We start from the raw sequence: 24,551 nt of genomic DNA, 5'->3' as shown, positions 1-24,551 counted from the left end.
TATACTGAACTTCGTTTATCAAAGATAAGATATAAATATATCTATAGGTGGCTTCAAAGAGTAATCATTTAACTCAGAAATCTAAACTTTCATCCAGTTTAAAAATTTTGCTCATACCTTATGCAAGTTTAAAACAACATATGTGATGCATGTGTTCTTAAGCAGTTTTCTTATGAGCGCGGATCATGTCTCCAAAACGTTGAAACAAATAGTGGCTATCTTGGGGGCCTGGAGAAGCTTCAGGATGGTGTTGCACAGAAAAAACAGGTTTGTCTGTAAGACGAATGCCGCAATTTGTACCATCAAAAAGCGACACATGGGTTTCTTCAACACCTTTTGGCAATGTGTTTGAATCCACTGCAAATCCATGATTCATAGAAACAATTTCAACTTTTCCAGTTGTAAAATCTTTCACAGGATGATTGGCACCATGATGTCCTTGATGCATTTTTACTGTATTTCCACCTGTTGCAATGGCTAGCATTTGGTGACCAAGACAAATGCCAAAAATAGGAAGACCGCTTTCAATAAGTTTTTTAATAATCGGTACAGCATATTCACCCGTTGCTGCTGGATCGCCCGGACCATTTGATAGAAAAATACCATCAGGTTGTAATGCTATAATATCTTCGGCACTTGTTGTTGCAGACACAATCGTGACACGAGCATGAAGACTGGCTAAAAGACGCAAAATGTTGCGCTTAAGACCATAATCAACGGCGACAATATGGAGATCGTGATGATTGTCTTCACCATAACCTTCATTCCACACCCATGTTGTTTGTTTCCATTCGCTTGATTGTCCTGATGTCACTTCTTTTGCAAGATCAAGTCCAATAAGACCCGACCAATCTTGAGCGCGTTTTTTCAATGCCTCAAAATCAAAAACCCCTGAAGGATCATGAGCAATGACAGCATTTGCCAATCCTTTTTCACGAATGAGGGCGGTTAATGCACGTGTGTCGATACCAGAAAGAGCAATAATGCCACGATTTTTGAGCCATTGCCCCAAATCTTGCGAGGCACGGTAATTTGACGGGTGGGTGATGTCGGCTTTTAATACAGCACCAACCGCGCCGTGGCGATTTGCAGGGTGTAAATCTTCAATATCATCTTGATTGGTCCCAACATTACCAATATGTGGAAATGTAAAGGTAACAATCTGTCCTGTGTAAGAAGGATCGGTGAGAATTTCTTCATAGCCAGTCAATGCAGTGTTAAAGCACACTTCGGCTTCAATTGCACCTGTTGCGCCCAATCCTTTTCCTTCAATAACAGTGCCATTTGCCAAAACCAAAACCGCTGTGGGTTTGCTTATACTCCAAGGTGAGGATGTTTGTTCGATATGTGTCATGGCCAACTTTCCATTATCAAGTGGATTTCAAAAGGCGCAATATTGAACTCAGGCACAAGCGGTGGATAAAGATCCACTTGGCGTTGTTGTTTTCAATGTTCTGCTAAGATTTAAGATATAGGACGATTAGTTGATAAGGTAAAGAGGTTAAGATGTTTTTTCCTTTATTAAGCTCCATTGTTGATAAAAGCTAATAAATTCGTTGCAGGCTTCGTATTGAGTGGTTAGAGAAGTTTAAAACAAACAATTGGATGGTAGCTATGCTTCGCGAACAGATAGAAAATGCATTAAAAACGGCGATGAAAGCGCAAAATAAAGAGCGTTTGGCAACATTGCGTCTCATCAATGCTGCCTTTAAAGATCGTGATATCGCCAATCGTGGTGAGGGAAAACCAGTAGCGGATGAAACTGCTTTGCAGGCTATTTTAGCGCGTATGATTAAACAACGTGAAGAATCAGCACGCCTTTATGACGAGGGTGGACGGGCAGAACTCGCAAAGGCAGAACGGGATGAAATTGCAATTATTCAAGACTATTTGCCTCCTCAATTGAGTGATGAGGATATGCAGCAAGCCATAGAAGATGCTATTTCGCAAACATATGCAGAAGGTTTGCGTGATATGGGAAAAGTTATGGCTTGGCTTAAAGAGCGTTTTACAGGACAAATGGATTTTGCAAAGGCAAGTGGTTTTATTCGTTCAAAGTTACAGTCACTGACATAAATACTTGTTTTTATGGTGTTTTAGCTAATATGAATTTTTGAGCTTTTAAGCAAACTGATTGAATGGATAAACGTAATAAAGACCTGATAGGAAAATTTGCTGATTAAAATATATTCATTGTGAAACTCTAAAAAGACCACCGCTTAAAGAATAAGACGTCTTATTCAAAACGTTGTCTTTTTAACGCAGTGCATATATTAACTGAACAAAATATTATAAGTATTTTGTGTGACTTTATGTCTGATCACCAAAATTAACGTCGGATTGAACGGGCAAGCCATAAAAGAATGCAAGCGCCAATAAATCCTGAAATGAGATATCCAAATTGACCACCAAAACTGACGCCAAAAAATTGAAATAAAAAGCTTGAAAGTGAAGCACCAACAATGCCTAAAATAATATTTAAGAGCATGCCCGTGTTACTTTTCATAAACATTTGAGCTGCCCATCCCGCTAAGCCGCCAATGATGATTGCTGCAATCCAACCAATGCCTGCATTTTCCATATTCGTCTCCTATTATTACGCCTAAATGTTAAAGATAGGCTCTTTTCACTAAAATCAAGATATAAAAATCTATGATTTTTTTTACCAATATATTTTGAAAGAGATTTTTATAAATACTATTTAATGATGTTAAACTTTTTATAGCCTTAACTAATTTAAAAAGATCAACCGTTTAAGGATAATTTTTTCTACAATCATACACAACATATATTCATGTTACATGTTCACGTTTATGACAAAAACAATGTCATTATTTTTTAAGAATAATGGCATTGTATCCTACATTTCTTCTTCTGTTTCGTCTCAAACAATCAGCTTTTAATCAATTGGTTGAAATAAATAAAATTGAGATCATCTTGATGCAAAATATAACCATTAGATATGGTGGTTGAAAAACAGCGCAAACCTCATGTCATCATGAAAAGTGTTCACGCTGTTTTCAATTGCAAGAATTATTATTTCTTTTTTTCAGTTTGTTTATGAGTGATGTGTTTTGGCTCTGCCTCAATGACCACACCATTAAAATCATTACCACTTGGATTTTGGAAAACGCGCAAACCAAAACTTGGTAAAATGGAATAAAGATGATCAAAAATATCAGATTGGATGGTTTCGTAACCTGCCCATGCCACTGTATTGGTAAAGCAATAAATCTCAATTGGTAAACCTTCAGGGCTTGGTTCCAATTGTCGCACAAGTAGTGTCATAGTTTGATTGATGCCCGGATGGTTTTCTAAATAGGCCATGACGTAAGCGCGGAAAGTCCCAATATTCGTCATACGTCTTGTGTTGTCGGCATTTTCAATATTTTTTTGAACTTTAGAATTCCAGCTTTTAATTTCTTCATCTTTTGTCTTGAAATAATCTTCAAGAAGATTGAGATGGGAAAGATGTTGACGCTCTTCATCTTTTAGAAAATTAATGCTTGCCTGGTCAATGTTAAGGGAACGTTTGATACGTCGTCCACCAGATTCTTGCATTGCACGCCAATTTTTGAAGGGATCTGTTACAAGTTTGCGAATAGGGACAGTTGAAACAGTATTATCAAAATTTTGCACTTTAACCGTATGAAGAGCAATTTCCGTTACCTCACCATCGGCACTTAAATGTGGGATCTCAATCCAGTCACCAACACGAACCATATCAGTGGATGAAATTTGAATACCCGCAACGAGTGAAAGAAGTGTATCTTGGAAAACCAAGATCAAGACGGCGGCCATGGCACCGAGACCTGAAAGCAGGATAAGTGGTGAGCGATCAATCAATGTTGCTAAGATTAAGATCGCCCCAATAGCAAACATTGCTAATTTGACAATCTGAATAAGTCCTTTAATTGGCTTAAGTTTCGCTTCTGGACGTCTTTCATAAATGCGATTTACAACGTTAAGCATTGACGAGATCGCCAACATTATGGTCAAAATTATAAATGCATTTGAAACGTTTTGAATAATAGCCGTTAGTGCAGGTGGCATAGAGGGTACAAACCGCACACCAACAGTGAAAATGAGTGCTGGAGCCACATTGGTGATATGACGAATGGTTTGATCAACATCTGTCGATTTGTCTGAATGCAGTAAAAGCGCTATTTTCTGCACAGCCCGCGTTAGAATTGCGCGAAAAATAACTTTGACAATGATCGCCAATATGATCAGTCCAACAAGCCATAGTGCAGTTTCCAACCATGCATGTTGCGCTAAGAAATCATTAATCGTATCCATATTGAATATCCGTATTGTTTAGTTTCATAATGTAAAACTGATAATCGGTCAAAGACAAGTGTTGGAATCCCTCACAAGAGTGGTTACATAACATTTAACACTTTACAAAAATGTGAGAGCTAATGCGTTACCCGCCTGATTTCCTTGATGAGATCCGTGCCCGACTTCCAATTTCAACGGTGGTTGGCCAAAGAGTGGCATTTGATGCCAAAAAAAGCAACCCTTCACGTGGAGACTTTTGGGGATGTTGCCCATTTCACGGTGAAAAAACCCCTAGTTTTCATTGTGTAGACCCTAAAGGTCGCTATCATTGTTTTGGTTGTGGACGAAGCGGAGATGTCTTTCGTTTCATATGTGAATTGGATGGGGTGTCCTTTCCCGAATCTATTGAACGTTTGGCTGATCAAGCGGGTTTGAAGTTACCTGAACGGGATCTTGAAAGTGAAAAACGACAAAAAACAAAAGCGAATCTTTATGATGTTATGGAAATGGCGGCACAGTTTTTTTCACAACAACTTAATGTTGAGCAAGGGCGTTCAGCACGGCTTTATCTTGATCAACGCGCCCTTGAGCTTAAAACGCGACAACATTTTCGTCTTGGATTTGCGCCAAATAGTCACAACGCGCTAAAAGATGCTTTGACTGCAAAAAATATCAGCTTAGAGCAAATGGAAGCCTGTGGCTTGATTGCATCAAGTGAGGATAAAACGTCGACGTATGACCGATTTCGTAATCGCATTATGTATCCAATAGAAGATTTGCGTGGGCGCATTGTTGCCTTTGGTGGGCGTGCGCTCGACAAAAATGCTCGGGCCAAATATCTCAATAGTCCTGAAACAGTTCTCTTTCATAAAGGTGATATACTTTATAATGCACGCAATGCGCGTCAGGCGTGCCAGTCACAAAACGGCACTGCATCACGCGCGCTCATAGTGGTTGAGGGGTATATGGATGTTATTGCGCTTTATCAAGCTGGATTTCCTACAGCACTCGCGCCATTAGGGACAGCTTTGGGAGAGGCGCAAATTTTACTTTTATGGCGTATGAACCATGATCCCATTTTTTGTTTTGATGGAGATCAAGCTGGTATCCATGCCGCTTTTCGAACAGCCGAAAGGATATTTCCATTACTGAAAGCCGGCGTTTCAGCTCGTTTTGTTTTGCTACCACAAGGAAAAGATCCAGATGATATCGTTAAACAAGGAGGGGCAAACGCATTTCAAGCAGAGCTCGATAAAGCGATTTCTTTGGCAGAACTTTTATGGTTTCGATATACCTCTTTAGGACAGTTTCAAACACCCGAAGAGCGTGCAGGTTTAGAACGGACTTTAAAACAGGCTATTTTTAAAATTAAAGATGAAAGTTTACGCCATTATTATTTACAAGATATGCGCGAAAGATTACGTCAATTTTTCCGACCAGCATATCAAAATAATTTTGCTTATAAAAATACTTATAAAGCCTCTTTGCATCGTCATAAAACACAATTTGCTCCTATGCAAAATGGCAATCATTCATCCCTTGCAAAATCAAATTTGGTGCGGGCACCTTCGGAAAGAATTCCTTTGCGTGAAGGTGCGATTTTGATGACTTTAGCAACGCACCCAGATTTATGGCATGAAGATTTTGAAACGCTTGCAAAGCTTAAATTAGACAATCGTGACTTAATTACCTTTCATCGTTCTATGCTTGAAATTATGGGAGAATGGCAACCTGATGATGCTCAAGCAATGCGCTTATTGCTTGAGCAAAAAGGGCAGGGTAAAATATTTAATCAAATTCATGCTCTCTTACATAAATCAGGAATGCGCAGTGCCTTTGAAGATGCTCCAATAGAGGATGCGAGAGAAGCTTTAAAGCAGGCGATATACTTGCATTTTCGTGCGTATAACCTAAATGAAAGATTGCGCGATATAGAAACGCAACTGATGGAAAATCCACAAAGTGATATTTTTGTTTTGTTGCGCGATATAAAACAAGAATTGGAACAAGCTGAAGCAACACAAGCGCTGATTGAAGGATTTGGGCGTTGAAAAGATGACGAATCAAATGAGTTTGATACGAATCAAAAGAAATGATTCGCTTTTTTGACGAGAATCAGCCACTTAGATTTTATTGTAGTTTTGTTGACAGTGAATAAATGACATTCTGCCAATGATTTTTACAGTTTTATGAAGTGAAAGATATAAAGAATCTGTCGGATTTCTGGTTTGAATGAAAGCAATTGGTTTGCAAAAAAGCTTAATTAAAGATCATTAGCGTAATAAAGGCCATTATAGAACTCATTAGAAATGAACGATAAACCTGTCAAAACATTATAAAACATATAATAGAGGCAGTGGTGGTTATAAAATTTAATGGAATGACAAATTTAAGTGTTTTTTTAAGAATGTAATTATCATCTATCGCATTTAAAATGCGATGTCGAAATAATGATGTAAAGCGGATAAGCCATATTTATGGTGTATTGGGTTAAGAATTTTGAAATGACTGGTCATGTAGGTATGAGCCATGACTAAGTGGAGTTGGAATTAAATGGCAACAAAGGCGAAACAGAAAGACAATGTTGAGATCGAACGCGATGTAAGTTCGGATGGTCCCCTTCTTGACCTATCTGATAGCGCTGTCAAAAAAATGATTAAAGATGCGAAAAAGCGCTGTTATGTCACTATGGATGAGTTGAATGCTGTCCTACCATCAGGTCAAGTTTCATCTGAACAGATAGAAGACATCATGGCGATGCTTTCTGATATGGGCATTAATGTTGTTGAAGATGATGAAGAAGGTGAAGCCGACAATGATGATAATTCAGGCGTTGAAGGTGGAGATCTTGTTGAGGCATCTGGACGTTCTGTAGCGACCACAACAAAGCGCGAAGCAGGTGATCGTACAGATGATCCTGTGCGTATGTATTTACGAGAAATGGGTGCGGTTGAGCTCCTCTCGCGTGAGGGTGAGATTGCCATTGCCAAACGCATAGAGGCTGGTCGTGAAACGATGATTGCGGGCTTATGTGAAAGTCCGCTCACCTTCCAAGCTTTAATTATTTGGCGTGAAGAATTGAATGAAGAGCGTATTTTATTGCGCGAAATCATTGATCTTGAAACAACATATGCGGGGCCTGAAGCAAAACAAGCGCCTGTTGTTGAACGGGTTGAGCCAGTAAAGCCTAAAGAAGAAACCCCGCGTCGTCCTTCACGTGATGATGATGACATTACCAATGTTGGTGGTGAAACAATCAGTGAAGATGATGATGACGAGGATGATGAAGCCAATTTATCACTTGCTGCGATGGAAAATGAATTGCGTCCACAAGTTATGGAAACGCTTGATTTTATCGCCGATGTCTATGTGAAATTACGCAAATTGCAAGATCAACATGTTGAAAGCAGTTTAGCTGATCATGATGAAGGTGCTTTATCGTCAGGTCAAAAGAAAAAATATAAGCAGTTGAAAGATGATTTGGTTAAAGCCGTTAAGTCTTTATCTTTGAACCAAAATCGTATTGAGGCACTTGTTGAACAATTATACGATATTAATAAGCGGCTTGTCCAAAATGAAGGCAAATTAAAGCGGCTTGCAGACTCTTACGGCGTACGTCATGAAGAGTTTTTGAAAGAATATCAAGGGCATGAGCTTGACGCGGATTGGGTCAATTATATTGCAACGTTGTCTGGTCGTGGGTGGAAGGAATTTTCAACGCGTGAGGCCAAAGCTATTCATCAATTGCGTAGTGAAATTCAAATGTTGGCGCAAGAAACTGCGATTTCAATTGGTGAATTTCGCCGTATTGTGAATCAGGTGCAAAAAGGTGAGAGAGAAGCCACCATTGCTAAAAAAGAAATGGTGGAAGCCAATTTGCGTCTGGTGATCTCAATTGCAAAAAAATATACAAATCGTGGTTTGCAATTTCTTGATCTTATTCAAGAAGGCAATATAGGCTTGATGAAAGCGGTTGATAAGTTTGAATATCGCCGTGGCTATAAATTTTCGACTTATGCCACATGGTGGATCAGACAAGCCATTACACGCTCAATTGCCGATCAGGCGCGTACTATTCGTATTCCTGTTCACATGATCGAGACGATCAATAAGATTGTTCGCACATCGCGACAAATGCTGCATGAAATTGGTCGTGAACCAACACCAGAAGAATTATCGGAAAAACTTTCTATGCAGCTTGAAAAAGTACGCAAAGTGCTGAAAATTGCAAAAGAACCTATCTCTCTGGAAACACCTGTTGGCGATGAAGAAGATTCTCATTTGGGTGAATTTATTGAAGATAAGAATGCGCTATTGCCGATTGATGCGGCTATTCAAGCCAATTTGCGTGATACCACGACACGTGTTTTGGCCTCCCTCACACCGCGTGAAGAACGGGTTTTGCGTATGCGTTTTGGTATTGGTATGAATACGGATCATACATTGGAAGAAGTTGGACAACAATTTTCTGTCACGCGTGAACGTATTCGCCAAATTGAAGCAAAAGCATTGCGTAAGTTGAAGCATCCAAGTCGTTCACGCAAATTGCGCAGTTTCCTTGATTCCTAAAACTTAACGCCGCACAAAATATTGCGGCGTTTTTTGCAAAAGGCCTTATGTTTATGTCTTTACTTCAGAAAATTTTTGGAAGAGAAAAACAAAAAACTGAAAAAACACAAAGCAATGTTGGTGATGAAATTGATTATAATGGATTTACCATTCTTGCAACGCCTTATATGAATGAAGGACAATTGCAAAGCTGTGGTGTTATCTCAAAAAATACCAATCATGAGCGTCAAGAACATCGCTTTGTCAGGGCTGATAAGTTTTCAAGCAGAGAAGATGCTGTAAAAATGATTCATATTAAAGCGCGTCAAATCATTGATGAACAAGGTGATGCGCTTTTTAAGTCATCATAGAATAAAATGATGGTTTTATAGCAAAATGCATGACATCATTTTATCTCACGTCACAATATATAAGCGTAATTTTATGCAGTGCGTAAGATCAAAACAAGTAATGTCGTGTGAGGTAAATGGCTTTGTAATGTAGTTTCTTGACAATACGCGCAAATGGATCAGTTCTACATTTAGCGCTTGAGGCTCATGACCATTTCATTTTTTACATGATATAAGGTTTTGGGTAAAGGGAAGCAAAGCCGCAGGAAATATGAATATTTCCAAGGCGGCTTAACAAAGTTACCAATACAATTTCCATATCCAAAGGACACAAAAATCGTTTCCATCTGCTTTGCCGAAAAAGCTAAGAGGAGGATATATCCTCCTCTTTTTACTTTCTTCCTCGCCTTTTATGCTGTTTATTGTGCGATCCTAGTTAAATTGAAGTGATCCTTAGCCTAAATTTATGATTATTCGTGATGATAGTCTTTGTCAGAAACAGGTTCTAACCAATCCACATTTTTTCCATCTTTCATTTCCTGAACGGCAATGTGAGACATAGCCGTTGTCGCAGAGGCCCCATGCCAATGTTTTTCATGCGGAAGAAACCACACCACGTCACCCGCTTTGACATTTTCAATTGGACCTCCTTCTTTTTGGACCCAACCATGGCCAAATGTGATGATTAAAGATTGACCCATGGGATGCGTGTGCCAATTTGTTCGTGCTCCAGGTTCAAAGGTCACATGTGCAGATGTGATATTTGAATCCTGATGCTGATCAATAATTGGATCAATACGCACTGTGCCAGTAAACCATTCTTGTGGACCTTTTAAAGAAGGACGCGTTCCTGATCGTAAAATTTCCATCATTTTTTTCCTTATTGATGGTTTTTATAATTTTATTAAAGGATCGTTACTTTAAAGTAACGACCCAAATTTTAATGATAACTCTGTCTTTTATGACAGGATTGGTTTGCAAGGTATTATATGATGTGTTTATTTTAACTCTTTTTTTGTTTATAAAAACAAAGAAGAGCTGATATTATGAGTTTTCTTTCTAGATTATGTAAGTTTCAAAATTTGATTTTTTGAGATGTTAAAACAAAAATGATATCGATATTTGGTCACATTCGTGTGAAATAGGCTTAAAAGCAAACAAAAGTTAAAAAACATGACAATCATATATGCCTTATGAAAAATCAATAGTTTCGATTGCTGGATTTTTTTGGATAAAACCGCTAAATTATAAGAATGAACTCTACAGTCCCCTTTTGGAAATATAAAACACTTGAAGAAATGTCCGTTGAAGAATGGGAAAGTCTTTGTGATGGTTGTGGTCGATGCTGCATGCATAAATTAGAAGATGAAGATACTGGTGATATTTATGCTACCAGTGTTGCCTGTCAATTGTTAGATGCCCATTCTTGTCAATGCAGCAATTATACCAAACGCAAATCTATCGTGCCTGATTGTATATTATTGGATATAAAGACGGTGCGTACGGTGCGTTGGTTACCGAAAACATGTGCATATCGGTTGATTGATGAAGGACGCGACCTTGAACCATGGCATCCTTTAATTTCTGGTCGACGAGAAAGCGTTCATGAAGCCCGTGTATCAGCGCGCGGCAGCGTGTGCGTGCATGAAAATACACTTAAAACGCCTGAAGACTATTTGGATTATATAATAGGTCCAATTGATGAAGGGCGTTAAGTTTTCACTTGTGAAAAATAATCTATTTTCAATTTTATAATAAAAAGCATTGCTTTGTAATGTGTTGGAAACATCTTGTTTTAGACAAAATGATCCTTTTTTAACTTTATATAAATTCCGAACCACTCAATAAGAAGTAAGTTTGACAAGACTTCTTTTGTATAAAACACGCATTGCTTTTAAGAAAACAATGCGTGTCTTTTTAGTCTTTTGCAAAAAAAGACATGACTTTTAGTTTTCGATAGCAAATTTTACTGTGACGTTGACGCTATAATCAAGCTCACCATTGGTAAAATTCGTATTAGCAGAATCGCTTTTTGCAGAAGCACTCATCAATCGCGGTGTCACGCCAGTGCTGTAATTTTCTTCATGTATTGAAAGCACAGAGCCAAGTTTAACATGAGCAGCTTCTGCGAGTGTTTTAGCTTTTTCCATTGCTTCTGCAACGGCATTTTTGCGTGCGACCACATAAAAAGGTTTTTGATCCGCATTGGTGAAAGAAATACCATTAACGGCATTAATGCCAAGATTCATCGCTTGATCAAACATTTTTCCAGCGTTATCGAGATCGCGAATGCGCACTGTCAATGAATTGGATACACGATACGTTTGTTCAGCTTCAGAAGGTGTTGTGGTATCAACAGCGACAGGATAAATCGACAAACCAGATGTTTGAAGATCTGCTTCTTCAATACCGCTTTTTTTAAATGCCTCTAGCACATTATTCATGGATTCATTGTTTTCAATCAATGCATCTTGAGCCGTTTTGCCATTGGTAACAACAGCAAGATGAATTACGGCCATATCAGGTGCTGTTTGTGTTTGACCTGTTGCACTCACAACGATTGTTGGTTGAGATTGTGTTGCTTCCTTTGCTTTCACAGCTTGTGTGGTTGTCAAAGTGGTTAATGTTGCCAAGGCTAACATAGAGGTTGCGGCAAATGGGGCAAGAGGTAAACGTGTCGTTGTCATGAAAACTCCTATTTTTTTAAACTGACCCGTTTTTAAATTTAGAAGATGCAAAAATTAGGGCAACCTTAGGAATATGTGGCAATCATTAAAAAACAACAATAACTTTATATTGAGGACTTGATATCTTTGTTTTTTTAGTTTAGATCGAAGACTTCCGTGGGGCCTGTAGCTCAATTTGGTTAGAGCCAGCGGCTCATAACCGCTTGGTTGGGGGTTCGAGTCCCTCCGGGCCCACCATATTTTTAAAATTCATAATGTAGTTTGTTTTTCAATCTCTATGAAAATTATTTGTGCGTTTTTGCGCTCTTAGTTCATATGCACTTTTGGCTTTTTCTTTTTGACACTAATTTTATAACTCTTTTAACGTCATTTTAGACTGAGTGGTAATTCCATAATTTTAGTTTAAAATATCACAAATCCTCTGTCTTCATAAGATATACTCTTTTTTGCATGTAAATTGATTAACGCTTTTTCTAAGTTAGATTTAACCTCTCGTACTTCTGCTAACTTGACAGCTGAAGAATCTTTTAATTTTTGTTTATTTTGTAAATAACCATTATTTTCAAAATCATTAAACGGATCAAACGCCATTCGCTACCTCAGCGTTTCTTGACTCTTTAAGATATTGAAGATGGTAATCTCTCATTTCATCTCCAGTTATATAGCCTTCACGACACAAATTTAATATAAGTTGTTCTGTTACTGAAAATTCAACTTCTGCATCTGACAATTCACTATATTTATCGGCAAGTTTATCTAATTCAGTAACATAAGCCGTAACATTAAATTTTTTTGCCAATTCATATATTTTAGTTTCGATTGTCATTTTTTTCCATTAAAAATATTTCTAAATTTGTTGAATGATATTAGTGAAAAGAGCAAGACCAAAGAAAAATGTATGATCTTTTATAAAAAACATTGGAATAATAGAGACTATACTTAGAATCATAAAAATAACAATTAGTTTATCATACATTTTCTTCACCTCTTTTTTTAAAAAAATATTTATTTAATTTTTTTTATTCTTTGTTTATTAAAATTTTTCATTTGATCATAGCATATTAGAAAACGTGGCTAAACGACAACCAGTAAAAAAATAAAAAAAAGAGTGCAAGATTCTTTGAGACTGTGGCATAAGAAAGTTTCGAGGGAGAATTTTTCATGGCTATTCATAAACTTCTTGTTGCTAACCGTTCAGAAATTGCTATCCGTATTTTTCGCGCGGCCAATGAATTAAATATTCAAACCGTAGCTGTTTATGCTCAGCAAGACAAATTGGCGTTGCACCGTTTTAAAGCCGATGAAAGTTATCTTATCGGTAGCGGTGCTCATCTTCAGCACGATATGGGACCAATTGAAGCCTATTTATCCATTGATGAAATTATGCGTATCGCTAAATTGTCAGGGGCTGATGCTATTCACCCCGGTTATGGGCTTTTGTCTGAAAGTCCTGAATTTGCTGATGCTTGTCTTGATAACGGTTTAATTTTTATTGGTCCTAAAGGCGAAACCATGCGTCGTCTTGGCAATAAAGTGGCTGCACGTCATTTGGCAGTAGAGGTCGGGGTTCCTGTTGTGCCAGCGAGTGATCCTTTGCCTGATGATCTTAACAGTGTGAAAAAAAGTGCTGATGCTATTGGCTATCCCTTAATGTTGAAGGCATCATGGGGTGGGGGGGGACGCGGTATGCGGGTGATCCGTAGTGCCGAGGATATTGAACGGGAAGTAACAGAAGCCAAGCGTGAAGCAAAAGCAGCCTTTGGAAAAGATGAAGTGTATCTTGAGAAATTGGTCGAACGTGCTCGCCATGTTGAACTTCAAATTTTAGGGGATACACATGGCAATATTGTACATCTTTTTGAGCGGGATTGTTCCATTCAGCGTCGTAACCAAAAAGTGGTGGAACGTGCCCCCGCTCCTTATCTCAATAATGAGCAACGTCAAGAACTGGCCAATTATGGATTAAAAATTGCCAAAGCAACACAGTATATTGGTGCAGGAACAGTCGAATTTTTAATGGATGTCGATACGGGAAAATTTTATTTTATTGAAGTTAATCCCCGAATACAGGTTGAACATACTGTTACAGAAGAAGTAACGGGTATTGATATTGTCAAAGCGCAAATTCATCTTTTAGAAGGGGATGTGATTGGCACGGCTCAATCTGGTGTACCCAAACAAGACGATATTGTGTTGCGCGGCCATGCTTTACAATGCCGTATTACGACAGAAGATCCTGAATATAATTTTATTCCTGATTATGGCCGCATCACGGCTTATCGTGGAGCGACAGGTTTTGGGATAAGATTAGATGGCGGCACAGCGTATTCAGGCGCGATCATTACGCGTTTTTATGATCCACTTTTGGAAAAAGTCACAGCTTGGGCGCCAACAACAAATGAAGTTATTGCGCGTATGGAGCGGGCATTGCGAGAGTTTCGTATTCGTGGCGTGGCCACAAATCTGACGTTTCTTGAAGCGATTGTGACCCATCCAAAATTTGCAGATAACACATACACAACACGCTTTATTGACGCAACGCCAGAACTTTTTGCGCATGTAAAACGTCAAGATAGAGCAACCAAATTGTTGACTTATATTGCTGATGTCACAGTTAATGGCCATCCAGATGTTAAAGAGCGTCCGCGTCCTCCAGCTTCTGCAATGGCACCAGCTCTTCCTTATAGAGAAAATACCGAAATTCTCGCAGGGACAAAACAGACATTTGATGCTTTAGGCGCGCAAAAATTCAGCCAATGGATTAGAGACCAAAAACGTGCCTTAATCACCGATACAACGATGCGTGATGGGCATCAGTCGCTTTTGGCAACGCGCATGCGTACTTTTGATATTGCCGCTATTGCAGGTACTTATGCACAAGCGTTGCCTTCTCTTTTTTCATTAGAATGTTGGGGTGGTGCAACGTTTGATGTTGCGATGCGATTTTTAACCGAAGATCCGTGGGAGCGGCTTCATAAAATTCGTGAAGCTGCTCCCAATATTTTAACACAAATGCTTTTAAGAGGTGCCAATGGGGTAGGCTATAAAAGCTATCCTGATAATGTTGTTCAATATTTTATCCGCCAAGCCGCACAAAATGGTATCGATGTTTTTCGTGTTTTTGATAGCCTTAATTGGGTTGAAAATATGCGTGTATCTATTGATACTGTTTTGGAAGAGGGAAAAATATGTGAAGCGGCGATGTGCTATACGGGGGATCTTCTTGATCCTCAAAGAGATAAATATAATCTTGATTATTATTTGAAACTTGCACAAGAAATGGAGAAAGCAGGCGCGCATATTCTTGCAGTTAAAGATATGGCCGGTCTTATGAAACCGCGTGCAGCAGAAGTTCTGTTTAAAGCATTAAGACAAACAACGGATTTGCCTATTCATTTTCACACTCATGATACTTCAGGCATTGGGGCTGCAACTGTTTTGGCAGCTGTTGCATCAGGTGTGGATATTGTCGATGCAGCGATGGATGCGTTTTCTGGCAATACTTCACAACCTTGTCTTGGTTCGATTGTGGAAGCCTTGGTTGGTACAGAGCGCGATACAGAACTTGATCGGGAATGGATACGACGTATTTCTTTTTACTTTGAGACTGTACGTCATCAATATGCTGCTTTTGAAAGTGATTTGAAAGGACCAGCATCAGAGGTCTATTTGCATGAAATGCCCGGGGGTCAGTTTACCAATTTAAAAGAGCAAGCACGCGCGCTGGGATTGGAAAGTCGTTGGCATGAAGTGGCACAAGCTTATGCTGATGTGAATAAAATGTTTGGTGATATTGTTAAGGTCACACCCTCATCAAAAGTGGTGGGGGATATGGCATTGATGATGGTTAGCCAAAATTTAACTGTTGCCGATGTTGAAAGCCCCAATGTAGATATTGCCTTTCCTGAATCGGTTGTTTCTATGTTGCGGGGTGAGCTTGGACAACCAGAAGGAGGCTGGCCAAAAGCTTTACAAGAAAAAGCACTAAAAGGACAAAAACCCTTTACAGTTCGTCCGGGTTCTTTGTTGGAGCCTGCAGATCTTGTCATTGAGCGAACCCAAGCTGTTGAAAAAATCGGGCATGAGATGCAAGACCATGAATTTGCATCTTATCTTATGTATCCGAAAGTCTTTGTAGATTACAGTGCCGCTTCTAGTCTTTATGGACCTGTGAGTGTTTTGCCCACACATGTATATTTTTATGGTTTGCCACTAGAACAAGAGGTGGTTATTGACATTGAAAAGGGCAAATCTTTGGTTGTTCGTAATCTCAGTGTAACAGAAGCCGATGATCAGGGCATGGTTAGTGTCTTTTTCGAATTGAATGGTCAGCCAAGACGCATTAAGGTGCCTGATCGCATTCATAATTTGCCCACAAAAACGCGCCCTAAAATTGAGAATGGCAATGTTTCGCATATTGGAGCGCCGATGCCCGGCATTATATCAAGCGTTGATGTGAAAGTGGGACAAAAAGTGAAAGCGGGGGATGTTCTTATTGCGATTGAAGCGATGAAAATGGAAACTGTCTTACATGCTGAAAAAGATGCAACAATTGTTGATGTTCTGGTTACTCAAGGCGATCAAATTGATGCAAAAGATCTTTTGGTTGTTTTAGACTAGTATGTTTTTTTTCGTGTCATATTAGGAAATTTTTTAAACTCGTGAAAAGTGAACGCTTATTTTAAAGCCTAAAATACTTTGGTTGTGGGTGAGAATTGATCACTTTATAAACTTTGAAAATTTTTTTTCTTAGTGTTAAATTCTCTATATATGAATTTTTAGATGTTAAGTGCGTTTTTTAAAAGATTTGATAAAGATCACACGTTTTATATGAAATTTTGAACTTAATATTTAAAAAGAGTTATTTTAACCAAACACAAAAGAACCGAACTTATCTTCTTTTTATTTCATATAAAAGAATCAAAGAAATATTCTAACAATAAGTCATTTATCTAATAAGAAAATAGTGTTTCAATAGTATGAAATTATCATCAAATTTGACAAGGATGAGAGAAATGAATGCGTTAGAGATGTCTAAAAAATATGAGGAGGGATCTCTGACCCCAATTGCACTTTTGGAGCCGATTGCTGAAATGATAAAAGCAAATCCATATGTTTTCATTTCAACAACATATGAGAGAGCCTATCGAGAGGCTGAAGCTTCGACAAAAAGATGGCAAACAATGACACCTTTATCGCCTTTTGATGGGGTGCCAATCGCCTATAAAGATTTATTTGATGTTGCAGGTACTCTCACAACAGCAGGGGCAGCCACGTGCTTAAAGGCACCAAAAGCACAAAATGATGCAAGCGTCGTTGCCAAATTGGCGCAATTTGGCATGGTATGTATTGGTAAAACCAATCTAACCGAATTTGCCTATTCTGGCTTAGGTCTTAATAAATATTTTGGCACACCTTCAAATGCGTGTGATGAAGATTATATTCCTGGTGGTTCATTAAGTGGAGCAGCAGTTTGTGTAGCAAAAAATATTGTTCCCTTATCTTTTGGAACAGACACTGCAGGTTCTATTTGCATTCCTGCCTGTTTTAATGGCGTGATTGGATATCGCAGCAGTATGAAGCGCTATGCACAACAAGGCGTTTATCCTTTGGCAAGCTCTTTGGATACAATTGGACCTTTGGCAAAAAGTGTCAAAGACTGCATAATACTTGACCAGTTGTTGCGTTCTTCAAATGAAGAAGACACTTGTCTTATGCATGATGTTGAGGACATGAAATTGATTGTTGATTGGGATTTTATCACCGCTCAAAATATTCAAGCTGAGGTGATGACACAATTTAATCAGTGTATTGATCATCTTAAAGAGTGTGGGGTGAATATTGTAGAAAAAACCATTTTTGCATTTTCTGACGCGTTAGATGTTATTGATTATTTTGGTTGGCCGGCTTTAGCTGAAGCTTATACACTGCATAAACCTTTATTAGAAAGTGATCAGTCCGCATTTCTTGATCCGCGTGTGCGCAAACGTCTTGATGATGCGCAAACTATTTTGGCGAGCACACAAATCACACTCTACCAAAAAATGACGAAGCTGCGTTCACAATTAAGAAACCAGCTAAGAGGTTATTTTCTTTTGACACCGACAGTTGCGCATATGGCACCATTGATAAAACCGCTTGAAAATGAAGCGCTTTATTACGAAACAAATTTAAAAACATTGCGATTAGCGATGCCGGGCAGTTTTTTAGATATGCCGAGCGTAACATTACCAAATCGTTTCAGAAAAAAAACTCTGCCTAGTGGCCTGCTCGTTTCTGGCGTTTCTGGAAATGATAGAAATCTTTTGCAAGCATGTTATGAAATTGAATGCCTATTAAAAAACAAGATGTGAAGACAATATCAAAGTAAAATAGCCATATATTTAAAGGTTAAAATTTAAAATTTTAGCCGTAAAAAATTTCAAAACTCTGAATTTTGTTTTCATAAAACGGAATTTATAAAATAAAAGCAATTTACATCGTAAAGCGTGCTTGCTAGTTTTTACGCTTAAAGATTTTGGCATACAAGCATCGCATTTGGCAAGCATCGCATTTGGCTTGTTATATGAATGGGGAGGGACATAAAGTTATGGGATATCAAAGAGATATTAAACAAAAAGACTTAAATAATTTTTCCGATAAGCATTTGTATCGGGGGTTAGAAAACAGACATATTCAACTTATTGCCATTGGTGGTGCTATTGGAACAGGACTTTTTATGGGCTCTGGTAGGACAATTAGTGTTGCTGGCCCTTCTATCGTTTTTGTTTATGCGATTATTGGTTTTATGTTGTTTTTTGTTATGCGCGCAATGGGTGAATTGTTGCTTGCCAATACGCAATATAAATCTTTTATCGATTTTTCGGCAGATCTTTTAGGGCCTTGGGCTGGTTTTTTTATTGGCTGGACTTATTGGCTATGCTGGATTGTAACAGGTGTTGCCGACGTTATTGCCATTGCAGGATATGCGCATTTTTGGTGGCCTGATTTGAATGCATGGATACCCGTTCTTTTATGTGTTGCAGCCTTTTTTGTATTAAATATTGTTGCTGTTAAACTTTTTGGCGAAATGGAATTTTGGTTTGCCTTAATCAAAATTATCGCCATTGTTGCTCTTATTCTTGTGGGTTTTTATATGATCATCACAGGTTTTACCTCTCCCAATGGTACGGTTACATCTCTTGGCAATGTTTGGAATGGTGGTGATCTTTTTCCTAAAGGGCTTATGGGATTTTTTGCAGGATTTCAAATCGCTGTTTTTGCTTTTGTTGGTATTGAACTGGCTGGTACAGCGGCCGCTGAAGTCAAACATCCTGAACAGACATTGCCTAAGGCCATTAATTCCATTCCAATCCGTATTATCTTCTTTTATATTTTGTCGCTGATTGTCATTATGTCCGTTACCCCTTGGTATGATGTGGATCCTGAAAAAAGCCCATTTGTTGATATGTTTGTGCTTATTGGTGTTCCTATTGCGGCAAGCCTTGTGAATTTTGTTGTGCTGACATCAGCCGCATCATCTGCCAATAGTGGTGTATTTTCTACAAGTCGAATGGTTTATGGTTTGGCAGAAAAAAAAGGCGCCCCGAAAATTTTAGGGATCTTATCCAAGAAACATGTCCCCGCTAATGGATTATTGTTTTCTTGTTTATGTATCTTAATTGGTTATTCTGTCTTGTCGTTTATTCCCACTGTTATGGGAGCCTTTGTGGTGATAACAACGATCTCGGCAATTTTGTTTATGTTTGTATGGACGATTATTTTAATCAGTTATATCGCTTATCGGCAAAAACGTCCTGAATTGCATGATCGCTCAGTCTATAAAATGCCGGGTGGTGTGCCGATGTGTTTTGTTGTTATGGCGTTTTTCGTCTTTATTCTTGTCTTGCTTTCACTTCAAGAAGAAACACGTATGGCTTTAACATTTACACCGCTCTGGTTTGTCTTTCTTGCAGGATGTTTTTTCTTATTTGTACGCAAAAAATATTATTTAAAATAAAGTTCGTTCGCAAAACGAATAAAAAGCCCGCATCGTTATGATGCGGGCTTTTTCTATATGTATTTGCTTAAAACTTAGACAATGGCGCAATAGGCAATCTCATTAACGCTTTGATCAATGTTTTTTTATCCTTTTTTGCATTAAAAGAGTTTGTTTGATTGATAGTGTCGTTATTACTTCATGCTTAAGATGTCTTAAGAATATTTCTCTTTCTTTGCATTTCAATAGTGCAAATGTTTTATTGTTCATTGCATGAAAGATTTCAAACAAGAGTGGGTAAGACATAATTTTTAATGAAACAACACGCGTGAAAAAACACATATAAGATATTTTAGATTTATGTTTTAAATGCTGTTTGGATAAAATCCAACATGCAAGAGATGTTCAATACCTCAATATTATTCTTATAAAAATATGGCAAAGAAAATTTATCGTGTCTAAAAGAAAATAGATAACACATAAGTCCCTGTCATGTCATAACATCACTTTTATGAAATCCACCATGAGCTTTTTTAAGATCATGGTGGGATTCAATGGATAGTTCAATGTTTAAAAAAATTTACTAATTTGATAATTGCGGTGGAAAATCAAGAACAAAATCCGAATATTTAGGATCAACTCCAAATGTTCTTTCTCCATTTCTTCCAGCATATTTATTCAGAAGCGTAGAATAAGTATAGAAGTGCATTTTTTGCTTATCTGTATCAAATTCTATAAAGCGCATCCAACCTGCACCACCATTATCAGAATTTGCTTTACCGTCTTTTCCAACAGTGTTGCCTTGATAGTCCTGCAATGATTGGTAAACTGGATAGCCAGCATCATTGGTGTCAATGCGTAAATTTTCACCACTTGATACACCTGAGACTGGAACAGTGAAGGAATGACCGCTAAGGATTAAGAAAATGCGGGCATTTTTCTTGACAAAACGTTCCCATATTTCGTCTGGTGTTAAATGATCGGTTCCACTAAAATATGAGGCATGATCGTTAGAGCGAGCCATAACACCGCGTGAATCTCGACCACCCAAATTGTGTGTGTTGTCTGAATCAGGTGTTAACCATTCATGTGTGGTTATAATGACAGGCAGACCTGGATTATTATCAAGAACATTTTGAGCCCAATTAAGCACGGGCATGTTTGGTTGTTGTTCCAATCCTAAATGAAGGAATTTTTTTCCAGCAGCTTCAAAAATTTGGAAACTGTTTAAACCACCCCAATACGTGCCACCATACCAGTCTTTTTTATAAAAATGTTGTGAATTGGGTCCAAAATAATGATTAAAAACACTGCCGCCTTTGAGTGGTCGGTTTTTACCAGGACCATTTGGTTCTTCATACCATGAATAATTATCATAATCATGATTGCCAGGCACCACTGAAAATGGAATGTTGCTTTTAGATAAAATGGAAAGAGCAAGGTTGGCATATTCCCATTCAGCACGTGTATCCCAATAAGTATATTGACCAACGATACCTGTTTTAAAACGGCCATCACCATGTTGGACAATATCACCAACATGAGTTACAAAAACAATGTTTTTATCTTCTTTATGATCAACAATATAACGCATTTGCTGTATGAAAGCATTGACACCGCGCGGTTGTTCATAAGTTACATCTGTATAATTTTGTGTATCAGAAATAACACCTATTGTGAATTTTTCTGCCCATGCTTGGCTATGATGCAGGAAAAAAGCACTGACACCGATAAGAAGCATGTTTTTAAATTTAGATTTTGCCATAATAGCCCCTTTAAAGTTATTCACGCATTTTTTAAAAATGTCAGGGGTATTCTTTTCATTTTTACATGACAGCGCGATGACGTTTTTCTTAATTTGATATGACATGTGACCTATTATTATTGTATGTTGAACCACGCATACGACATCAAATCGAGCTCATGGCATTTGAGTGTAATGAAATGTATTATAATGGCATGATATAATGAGGTAAAAATGAAACAAACGTCATTTTAAAAATGATATTTGGAAAATTTAGAATGATGTTTTTGCAAGCTTTGAATACTCTTAAAACAATTTAACAATTATAATAGAATTTGATATATACTTGTGAAACACACTGCGCTCTTATATCTTATTGGAAAAGCTGTAACAGGGGTTCAAGTTTCTGTTTCCAAAAGTACGTCATTTTCCTAATAATTAAATGACGCTATTACATAAACAATGAAGCGGTGTTTCAAACATCTTTCAAATCACACCTTTATTGAATTATCTAAAATTTAAATTTTCTTATAAAAGCTATTTTTTAAATAAGAAAAGACCAAATACAATATCCAATATACAAAGAAAAATTAAAACTGAAAAAGAGACTAAAATGCCGCCTGTATCGACACTTAAAGTGTATATATAGGGATAGCCAAATACTCCTAAAAAATAGCTCAAACTAAAAATAGTCAAATATGTACTTCTTTTTTCTGAGGAGATGTTATTAACCATTTGTGTTTGTATTAAAGGATAAACAAGACCATAACTTATTCCTAATAAGGATGAAGGCAAGGCATAAAAAATATTGTTCGTTGTTATAAGAAAAAGACATAAGGATACAAGCATCAATAACAGCAAACTTAATATTGCTGTAGGGGGTGAAATTTTTAAAATAAACTCAGATAGGAAAAAGCGTCCAAATAATAACGCAATCGTATAAGAGATATAAAATACAGAAAAATTTAAATTATTATTTGTTGCAAAAACAAATTGAAAATTCATCATTGAAATATAAATACATGCACCAAGAAATACCATAAATAATGGGATGATAGATCTTGAAGTAAAAATTATTTTAATGATGGGTAAAATAGGTAAGCTTTTGTTATTTTTGTTTTTTTGAATATTTACACTCAAAAAAATAATGCTTGCCAAAAAACTTAACAAAGCCGCAAAAATAAAGATGTTTTCAATCGCACTATCTTGATCTATCACTATTTTCACGATGACTGGGGATAAACCAGCACCAAGCATATTGAATGCAGAGAGAAACATAAAATTTTTACTTAATTCTTTTTCCAGACTTATGGACGATACGATGATTGGTCCCAAAGTATAAATAATTCCCCATCCAGCCCCAAGTAACAATTCTGCTAAATAAAGAAAAATACTATTTGTGTATAAAATAAGTACGATAGCAATTGTATAGATGAAAGAACCCATGCTGGCCATGACACTCGTACTTATATATTTTAAAAAATACGGAATTGAAGTGATTGAGACAATAACCCCAATTATTCCCATAGATATAATCTGCCCTGATTTTATCAATGAGAGATTTAATGTTGTTGATAAAAATAAAGGAAGAGTTAACATCACTCCATAGGAAAAAGATGTCATAAAAGAACCCAAATAAACAAGCTTAAATAGATGTTTATTCACTCTTTTATTCCTATCTTTTTAAGAAATAAACAGAATTTATCATTATTAATTCATAAAATAAATACTTTATAAAAATTTAATTTTACATTACCCACTATTCTTTCTTATAATTTTAAAAATAAAACAATCAAAATTATCTCAATAATATTGAAATAATTTCACCTTTAAGATCAAATGTTTCGTATGATTTAAGAAAAACTTAGCGCATTTCCACGGGTACGGTTAATGGACCACTCCATCCTTCTGGTGGAGATGGAATTGGACTTGATTTTTGGATAATTTGCAAAGCCAATGAATCTACAGTGGAATCCCCTGATGAGCGCGATGTTCTCGCACCTAAAATATTGCCTTTTTGGTCAAAGCTAAATGTCACATAAGTCGATTTGCCACGGGCCGATTTTATACTTGAAGAACGAGATGCCATAAAGGCAATGCGTCGTTGTACTTTGTTTTGCCATGATGCGACAAGACGACCATTATCCCCAAATTGTCGGTTATTATTTGGAGCTGCAAAAGTCGAACCTTTTTTGGCAACAATTTGAGGTCCTTTGGCTTTTTGTGTTTTTTCAGCCTTTTTTACTGGACGTTTTGGTGCTGCTTTTTTTTGTTCTGATTTTGGTTTTTTTACAACCTTTTTAACCTCTTCTGGTTTTTTAAGAGGGATTGGAACTTCTTCAGGTTTTTTAACCTCTTCTACCATATCAGAATCTTTCAATTCTTGCTCTGGTGTATCAGGTTGAGTGATGTTTTCTGGTTTTAAAAACTGTGGCTCCGCCTGTGCAACTTCCTTAGGTTTTTCTTCAATTTGGGTGATTTCCTTTGGCACATCTGCAACGGTTTCTTCCTGTATTGTTTCCGAAACTTCATCAACATCAGGTGCCATAGGCTCTTCAGCAAATTCAAGCATGATGGCTTCTTGTCCACCCATGACTGTATTGTTATTTTTTGCTAATGATAAAGCCAAATATCCGACGCCAACATGCATGCTAACCACGATTAAAGCGGCACTACTCCATGCAAGAATTTGTTTTGGCGCTGTCTTTTTTATGAGCATTGTCTTAATATATTGATCTTTACTCTTCGTTGAAACATGTCTTAAAACATATTGACCGTATCAACCAGTTTCATTCTTTATTAAAAGATAAAATTTTGACTTTTCAATGGAAGAATTCCTTAATTTATCTTTTAAAAAAACGTGATTAAGTTTTATCCTTTTAGGTTTAAGTCATTGTTTTCTATTAATTGCGTTTTCATGCATGTATACATGAACCTATTGTTGTTTTGAATGGTCGGATGAT

18 protein-coding genes and 1 tRNA gene are annotated in these 24,551 nt (G+C 37.3%); 9 read left to right on the top strand and 10 right to left on the bottom strand.

Features of this window, described 5'->3' with window-relative positions:
* Positions 1–157: 157 nt before the first annotated feature.
* Positions 158–1,354 carry a glutamine-hydrolyzing carbamoyl-phosphate synthase small subunit gene (carA, locus tag ME5_RS08650; protein WP_008040297.1) on the bottom strand — a complete coding sequence of 399 codons (1,197 nt, stop codon included), beginning with the start codon at positions 1,352–1,354 and terminating at the stop codon, positions 158–160.
* A gap of 260 nt (positions 1,355–1,614) precedes the next feature.
* On the opposite strand from carA, the gene ME5_RS08645 reads away from it, so the two are divergent.
* Complete coding sequence (locus tag ME5_RS08645) at positions 1,615–2,076, top strand: GatB/YqeY domain-containing protein (protein ID WP_008040296.1); 462 nt, start codon at positions 1,615–1,617, stop codon at positions 2,074–2,076.
* 253 nt (positions 2,077–2,329) lie between these two features.
* Here the strand turns inward: ME5_RS08645 and ME5_RS08640 are convergent, their stop codons facing one another.
* Entirely contained in the window at positions 2,330–2,581 is a 252-nt protein-coding gene (locus ME5_RS08640) for a GlsB/YeaQ/YmgE family stress response membrane protein (protein ID WP_008040287.1), read from the bottom strand.
* A gap of 455 nt (positions 2,582–3,036) precedes the next feature.
* On the bottom strand, positions 3,037–4,290 hold the full coding sequence (locus ME5_RS08635; protein ID WP_196793535.1) for a mechanosensitive ion channel family protein: 1,254 nt from the start codon (positions 4,288–4,290) through the stop codon (positions 3,037–3,039).
* Positions 4,291–4,421: 131 nt separating this feature from the next.
* Between ME5_RS08635 and dnaG the strand changes: the two genes are divergently transcribed.
* The 3 genes from dnaG to ME5_RS08620 all read left to right on the top strand — a co-directional run bounded on the left by dnaG (position 4,422) and on the right by ME5_RS08620 (position 9,200).
* Positions 4,422–6,332, top strand: coding sequence for a DNA primase (gene dnaG, locus ME5_RS08630; RefSeq protein ID WP_008040285.1), 1,911 nt, complete (start codon positions 4,422–4,424; stop codon positions 6,330–6,332).
* 502 nt (positions 6,333–6,834) lie between these two features.
* Positions 6,835–8,850, top strand: coding sequence for an RNA polymerase sigma factor RpoD (gene rpoD, locus ME5_RS08625; protein WP_008040284.1), 2,016 nt, complete (start codon positions 6,835–6,837; stop codon positions 8,848–8,850).
* Between the two features lie 53 nt (positions 8,851–8,903).
* Positions 8,904–9,200: an HlyU family transcriptional regulator gene (locus ME5_RS08620; protein WP_008040282.1), complete on the top strand. Its 297-nt coding sequence runs from the start codon at positions 8,904–8,906 to the stop codon at positions 9,198–9,200.
* Positions 9,201–9,649: 449 nt separating this feature from the next.
* Here the strand turns inward: ME5_RS08620 and ME5_RS08615 are convergent, their stop codons facing one another.
* Positions 9,650–10,048, bottom strand: coding sequence for a (R)-mandelonitrile lyase (locus ME5_RS08615; RefSeq protein WP_196793536.1), 399 nt, complete (start codon positions 10,046–10,048; stop codon positions 9,650–9,652).
* A gap of 384 nt (positions 10,049–10,432) precedes the next feature.
* Between ME5_RS08615 and ME5_RS08610 the strand changes: the two genes are divergently transcribed.
* Positions 10,433–10,894 carry a YcgN family cysteine cluster protein gene (locus ME5_RS08610; RefSeq protein ID WP_008040278.1) on the top strand — a complete coding sequence of 154 codons (462 nt, stop codon included), beginning with the start codon at positions 10,433–10,435 and terminating at the stop codon, positions 10,892–10,894.
* 231 nt (positions 10,895–11,125) lie between these two features.
* Here ME5_RS08610 and ME5_RS08605 read toward each other — a convergent pair whose 3' ends face one another.
* The gene (locus ME5_RS08605) at positions 11,126–11,866 is read right to left on the bottom strand and encodes an SIMPL domain-containing protein (RefSeq protein ID WP_008040277.1); all 741 of its coding nucleotides are present in this window, start codon (positions 11,864–11,866) and stop codon (positions 11,126–11,128) included.
* A 159-nt stretch (positions 11,867–12,025) separates the two neighbouring features.
* Between ME5_RS08605 and ME5_RS08600 the strand changes: the two genes are divergently transcribed.
* Positions 12,026–12,103 (top strand) — tRNA-Ile (locus tag ME5_RS08600).
* A gap of 165 nt (positions 12,104–12,268) precedes the next feature.
* Here ME5_RS08600 and ME5_RS08595 read toward each other — a convergent pair.
* Positions 12,269–12,457 (bottom strand): hypothetical protein, encoded by a 189-nt coding sequence (locus tag ME5_RS08595; RefSeq protein WP_008040276.1) that lies wholly within the window; start codon positions 12,455–12,457, stop codon positions 12,269–12,271.
* Entirely contained in the window at positions 12,447–12,692 is a 246-nt protein-coding gene (locus tag ME5_RS08590; RefSeq protein WP_008040275.1) for a hypothetical protein, read from the bottom strand. Before ME5_RS08590 ends, ME5_RS08595 begins: the two co-directional genes overlap by 11 nt.
* A gap of 335 nt (positions 12,693–13,027) precedes the next feature.
* On the opposite strand from ME5_RS08590, the gene pyc reads away from it, so the two are divergent.
* The 3 genes from pyc (at position 13,028) to cycA (ending at position 19,865) form a co-directional block, all read left to right on the top strand.
* Complete coding sequence (gene pyc / locus ME5_RS08585) at positions 13,028–16,486, top strand: pyruvate carboxylase (protein WP_008040273.1); 3,459 nt, start codon at positions 13,028–13,030, stop codon at positions 16,484–16,486.
* Positions 16,487–16,881: 395 nt separating this feature from the next.
* Positions 16,882–18,219, top strand: a complete 1,338-nt coding sequence (locus tag ME5_RS08580; protein WP_008040272.1) for an amidase family protein — start codon at positions 16,882–16,884, stop codon at positions 18,217–18,219.
* A gap of 236 nt (positions 18,220–18,455) precedes the next feature.
* Positions 18,456–19,865 carry a D-serine/D-alanine/glycine transporter gene (gene cycA / locus ME5_RS08575; RefSeq protein WP_008040270.1) on the top strand — a complete coding sequence of 470 codons (1,410 nt, stop codon included), beginning with the start codon at positions 18,456–18,458 and terminating at the stop codon, positions 19,863–19,865.
* Between the two features lie 562 nt (positions 19,866–20,427).
* Here the strand turns inward: cycA and ME5_RS08570 are convergent.
* The 3 genes from ME5_RS08570 to ME5_RS08560 all read right to left on the bottom strand — a co-directional run bounded on the left by ME5_RS08570 (position 20,428) and on the right by ME5_RS08560 (position 24,307).
* Positions 20,428–21,609, bottom strand: a complete 1,182-nt coding sequence (locus ME5_RS08570) for a metallophosphoesterase (RefSeq protein ID WP_008040268.1) — start codon at positions 21,607–21,609, stop codon at positions 20,428–20,430.
* Between the two features lie 516 nt (positions 21,610–22,125).
* Positions 22,126–23,253 (bottom strand): MFS transporter, encoded by a 1,128-nt coding sequence (locus ME5_RS08565; RefSeq protein WP_008040266.1) that lies wholly within the window; start codon positions 23,251–23,253, stop codon positions 22,126–22,128.
* A 199-nt stretch (positions 23,254–23,452) separates the two neighbouring features.
* Positions 23,453–24,307, bottom strand: a complete 855-nt coding sequence (locus ME5_RS08560) for a TonB family protein (RefSeq protein ID WP_008040264.1) — start codon at positions 24,305–24,307, stop codon at positions 23,453–23,455.
* Positions 24,308–24,551 lie beyond the last annotated feature (244 nt).

This window comes from Bartonella tamiae Th239 (assembly GCF_000278275.1).
GTDB lineage: Bacteria > Pseudomonadota > Alphaproteobacteria > Rhizobiales > Rhizobiaceae > Bartonella > Bartonella tamiae.
Note: the sequence above shows the minus strand (reverse complement) of the source record. Positions and strands in the feature narration are given on the sequence as shown.

Excerpts from the sequence above, each read along its gene's own strand:
- carA (WP_008040297.1), bottom strand. The coding sequence starts at position 1,354 with ATGACACATATCGAACAAACATCCTCACCTTGGAGTATAAGCAAACCC.
- ME5_RS08645 (WP_008040296.1), top strand. The coding sequence starts at position 1,615 with ATGCTTCGCGAACAGATAGAAAATGCATTAAAAACGGCGATGAAAGCG.
- ME5_RS08640 (WP_008040287.1), bottom strand. The coding sequence starts at position 2,581 with ATGGAAAATGCAGGCATTGGTTGGATTGCAGCAATCATCATTGGCGGC.
- dnaG (WP_008040285.1), top strand. The coding sequence starts at position 4,422 with ATGCGTTACCCGCCTGATTTCCTTGATGAGATCCGTGCCCGACTTCCA.
- rpoD (WP_008040284.1), top strand. The coding sequence starts at position 6,835 with ATGGCAACAAAGGCGAAACAGAAAGACAATGTTGAGATCGAACGCGAT.
- ME5_RS08620 (WP_008040282.1), top strand. The coding sequence starts at position 8,904 with ATGTCTTTACTTCAGAAAATTTTTGGAAGAGAAAAACAAAAAACTGAA.
- ME5_RS08615 (WP_196793536.1), bottom strand. The coding sequence starts at position 10,048 with ATGGAAATTTTACGATCAGGAACGCGTCCTTCTTTAAAAGGTCCACAA.
- ME5_RS08610 (WP_008040278.1), top strand. The coding sequence starts at position 10,433 with ATGAACTCTACAGTCCCCTTTTGGAAATATAAAACACTTGAAGAAATG.
- ME5_RS08605 (WP_008040277.1), bottom strand. The coding sequence starts at position 11,866 with ATGACAACGACACGTTTACCTCTTGCCCCATTTGCCGCAACCTCTATG.
- ME5_RS08595 (WP_008040276.1), bottom strand. The coding sequence starts at position 12,457 with ATGGCGTTTGATCCGTTTAATGATTTTGAAAATAATGGTTATTTACAA.
- ME5_RS08590 (WP_008040275.1), bottom strand. The coding sequence starts at position 12,692 with ATGACAATCGAAACTAAAATATATGAATTGGCAAAAAAATTTAATGTT.
- pyc (WP_008040273.1), top strand. The coding sequence starts at position 13,028 with ATGGCTATTCATAAACTTCTTGTTGCTAACCGTTCAGAAATTGCTATC.
- ME5_RS08580 (WP_008040272.1), top strand. The coding sequence starts at position 16,882 with ATGAATGCGTTAGAGATGTCTAAAAAATATGAGGAGGGATCTCTGACC.
- cycA (WP_008040270.1), top strand. The coding sequence starts at position 18,456 with ATGGGATATCAAAGAGATATTAAACAAAAAGACTTAAATAATTTTTCC.
- ME5_RS08570 (WP_008040268.1), bottom strand. The coding sequence starts at position 21,609 with ATGGCAAAATCTAAATTTAAAAACATGCTTCTTATCGGTGTCAGTGCT.
- ME5_RS08560 (WP_008040264.1), bottom strand. The coding sequence starts at position 24,307 with ATGCTCATAAAAAAGACAGCGCCAAAACAAATTCTTGCATGGAGTAGT.